Here is a 3,415-nt window from a genome sequence, read left to right as displayed (position 1 = left end):
GTTCGTCGCCCGCGAGATCTACCGCCACCTACCCCACGTGATCCACACCGCCCGAAAGCTCCCACAGACCACTTGACGATCTATAGGAGCTTCTCACCGTCAGTGGGAACACTTGAGTCGACGAATACCACGCGGGCCAGTCGGTCGCCGATCCGCTCCGCGGCCTGACCGACCGGGATGCCCGAGTAACTGTGACCCACCAGGACCACGTCACGCAGATCCTGGCGTTCCACCTCAGCAACGATGTCCTGGACGTGAGTCGCTTGCCCCGCCGGTACACCCTGCTTGTCAGCAAGACCGGACAGCGTCAACGGATAGACGCCGTGGCCGGCCGCACGCAGATACGGCACCACCTCGCCCCACGCCCATGCCCCGAGCCGTGCACCGGCAACCAGCACGAAATTCACCATACCCGCACCGTAGCCGGGCAGCCTGACGATCTCCTAGAAAATACTTTCGATACACGCCCTAGTCGCAATGTCCTTGTTCTACGGTGGCTGGATCACGACGGCTTCGTGTGGAGATCGGGTTTGCTTGGGCCGGTTGCGGTGGCGGCTGGCTCCGGCCTTGTAGATTCGACATCTGCGTTTGACGATCGACCTCCGGCAGGGCTGCGGCGCGTCCCGCCCTCGGTATCAGGGCCTCGATGCTTCGGATACGGGGATGCTGCTGCCCGGCAACGCGCTGAGCAGGCAGATTTCACCGACGCGCGCACGGCCTGCCGATGGGGACACCATGGTCGTATGACGCTGTCTGGCGAGCGTGACCTCGCCGTCGTCGAGGCGCCGTCCGTGCTCGGGTTGCGGCCGTCCGGGGTCCAGGAGCTGCCGGATGCCGTGCTCGGCGGAGTGGCGCGGGTCGCGCGGGTCGAACCGCCCGCGTACGACCCGGTGCGCGACGTCGAGACCGGGGTGCTCAACCCGGGTGGGATCGCGCGGTACTCCGTACAGCTGGCGGACGTCGTCGGCGAGGTGCTCGACTCCGGGCGCTTTCCCGTCGTCCTGGGCGGCGACTGCAGCATCCTGCTCGGGAACCTGCTCGCCCTACGGCGCAGGGGGCGGTACGGGCTGCTGTTCCTCGACGGACACACGGACTTCTACGAGCCGTCCGTCGAGCCGACCGGCGAGGTCGCGTCGATGGAACTCGCCCTGGCCACCGGACGCGGCCCGCGGCCGCTCGCCGATCTGGAGGGGCGGGGGCCGCTGGTGCGGGGCGAGGACGTCGTCGCTTTCGGGTTCCGGGACGCCGACGAGTCCGCCGCGGCGGGGAGTCGGCCGCTCCCGCCGCGGCTGTATGCTCTCGCCCTCGACGACGTGCGCGCGGTCGGCGCGGGCGAGGCCGCGCGCGGCGCCGTGGCCCGGCTTGCCGAGCGGGACGGGTACTGGATCCACCTCGACGTCGACGTCCTGGACGACGGGATCATGCCCGCCGTCGACTACCGGCAGCCCGGCGGGCTGAGCTGGGCCGAACTGGAGGACGTGCTGCGGACAGCCCTGGGCCACGAGCGTGCCGTCGGGTTCGACGTCACGATCTTCAACCCGCGGCTCGACCCCGCCGGGACGATCGCCGGCCGTCTGACCGACTGCCTGCGGCGGGCCCTGCGGGTCCGGAGCGCTGCCGGTACGGGTCCCTAGGGGGTGCGTCGTCCGAGGATGTCGGCGAACACGATCACGGCCGCGCTCCTGCCGTACTTCTCCTCCTTCTCCGACGCGTAGTCGCCCTTCCTGACGAGCACCTGCTTGATGTTGATCCTGGTTCCGACGGGGAAGGTCATCTCCTGCTCGGACGCGTTGTTCTTTCCGAGCGACCTTCCCTGGTGCTCGTCCGGCAGGCCGAACTCCCAGACGACCTCCTTGCCCGCCACGTACGTGTGGGTCAGTGGATCACCGAACGTCGTCGACAGGATCGCCGGCCATTCGATCGTCTGGTTGAGCGTCACGTAGCCGCCGTCCGGATGGTCCTCGTCCTGCTTCAGGATTCCCTCGAAGGAGTCGTAGATGTACTTGCTGTCGCCGCGGACCACTTGGCCGTCGGCGTTGGCCGGCGGCGTGTCGAAGTCGCTCCACACACCGTTGATGCGGGCGAAGATCTCGTAGGTGTTCCGGAGGTGCTTCGCGTCCCATCCCTCCGTGGCGTCCTCGGTCGCGTAGTTCCGTGCGACGGCCAGGCGTTTCCACGCGTCGAGGACCTGTGTCTCCTTCGCCTGGAAGGAGAAGTCGGGGGACGCGATCTCGGAGGGGCTGTAGCCGACCTCGCCGAGTGCGGCTAGCAGCGGGTTGATCCGCCGGTAGTCCGCGCTGAGGTAGTTCTCGCCGAGGTTGAGGTCCGCCTGCTTCTGCTTGACCGCGAGGACGGCCGGATCGAGCTCCTGCCTGCGGGATTCGAGGTAGGCCCTGCGGGACTCCTCTCGGCCCTCGGCCGTTCCCCAGTCCTTGGCGACCGGCGACACGCGGACCTTCTTGCCGCCGTCCTCTGGGGCGATGAGATAGGACCCGAAACTGAATCCGGCGATCGAATAGCCCATCGGACTGTCCTCGTCGTCCTCGTGCTTGACGACGGCCGTCCCTTTCGGGAGCCCCGGCGCCAGGACGCGCTGGACGGCGGGGGCCGGGGCGGAATCGGCGGCGTGCGCGTGGTCGTGGACGTCGTGGGCGTCGCGCGTCTCGTGGGCGTCGTGGGTCTCGTGGGCGTCGTGGGCGTCGTGGGGGTCGCGCGTCTCGTGGGCGTCGTGGGTCGGCGCCGGGGCGGACATCGCGCGGACGGCGTTGGCCTCGGCCTCCCGCTCGAACCTGTCGGAGGGGTCACTGACCTTGAGACCGTCGTCGGTCTCGGTGCCCGCGACGGGACCCTTGCGCTGCTGGATCACATGGGTCAGCTCATGGGCGAGCGTGTGCTTGTCCCCGCCGCCCCGGCCCACGACGACGTGGTTCCCGGAGGTGTAGGCCCGGGCGCCGACATCGGCGGCGGAGCGCTGGGCCGCCTGGTCGGTGTGGAGGCGTACGTCGGAGAAGTCCGCGCCGAGCCGGGCCTCCATCTCGCTGCGCAGCGAGGGTTCGAGCGGCCGCCCGGGCGAACCGGTCACCTGATGCACGGAGGAGCGCTGCACCATCCGCGTCACCACCGCGTTGCCCACGGTGCGTTGCAGCGCGGCGAGCGAGTCGGGGGCGAGTACGGAGTCTCCCGGCGCCGTCGAAGCGCTCTCGGCCCGCGGCCGGCTCCGGACGCCCCGGGACGCGGGGGCGGGCCGCCCCGGCTCTTCGCTTTCGCTTTCGCGTTCGCGTTTCATCCTGGCTCCTGTTGCTGGGCGGCTTGCCTCCACTCCTAGTACTCCAGCAGGATTTCGCTGTCTGACCTGGTCTTTCGCCGGGTGGCGGGAGTGTAGCGGGACTTCGGTCGTGCGGGGGCGGTCTCAGGG

Annotated in this window: 2 protein-coding genes and 1 pseudogene; 1 reads left to right on the top strand and 2 read right to left on the bottom strand. The window is 69.4% G+C overall.

The genetic code is table 11. The features are described from left to right. Positions 1–83: 83 nt before the first annotated feature. Positions 84–410, bottom strand: a pseudogene (locus ACFUJR_RS38960) (alpha/beta fold hydrolase); the annotation flags it as partial. A gap of 333 nt (positions 411–743) precedes the next feature. Between ACFUJR_RS38960 and ACFUJR_RS38955 the strand changes: the two are divergent. After that, the gene (locus ACFUJR_RS38955; RefSeq protein WP_383181408.1) at positions 744–1,634 is read left to right on the top strand and encodes an arginase family protein; all 891 of its coding nucleotides are present in this window, start codon (positions 744–746) and stop codon (positions 1,632–1,634) included. On the opposite strand, the gene ACFUJR_RS38950 is transcribed toward ACFUJR_RS38955, so the two are convergent. Next, on the bottom strand, positions 1,631–3,286 hold the full coding sequence (locus ACFUJR_RS38950; protein ID WP_383181405.1) for a DUF4157 domain-containing protein: 1,656 nt from the start codon (positions 3,284–3,286) through the stop codon (positions 1,631–1,633). The two genes, ACFUJR_RS38955 and ACFUJR_RS38950, sit on opposite strands and share 4 nt — an antisense overlap. Positions 3,287–3,415: the final 129 nt, after the last annotated feature.

Origin of the sequence: Streptomyces sp. NPDC057271, from assembly GCF_042668715.1 — a bacterium.
In the GTDB taxonomy this organism is placed as follows: Bacteria; Actinomycetota; Actinomycetes; order Streptomycetales; family Streptomycetaceae; genus Streptomyces.
Note: the sequence above shows the minus strand (reverse complement) of the source record. Positions and strands in the feature narration are given on the sequence as shown.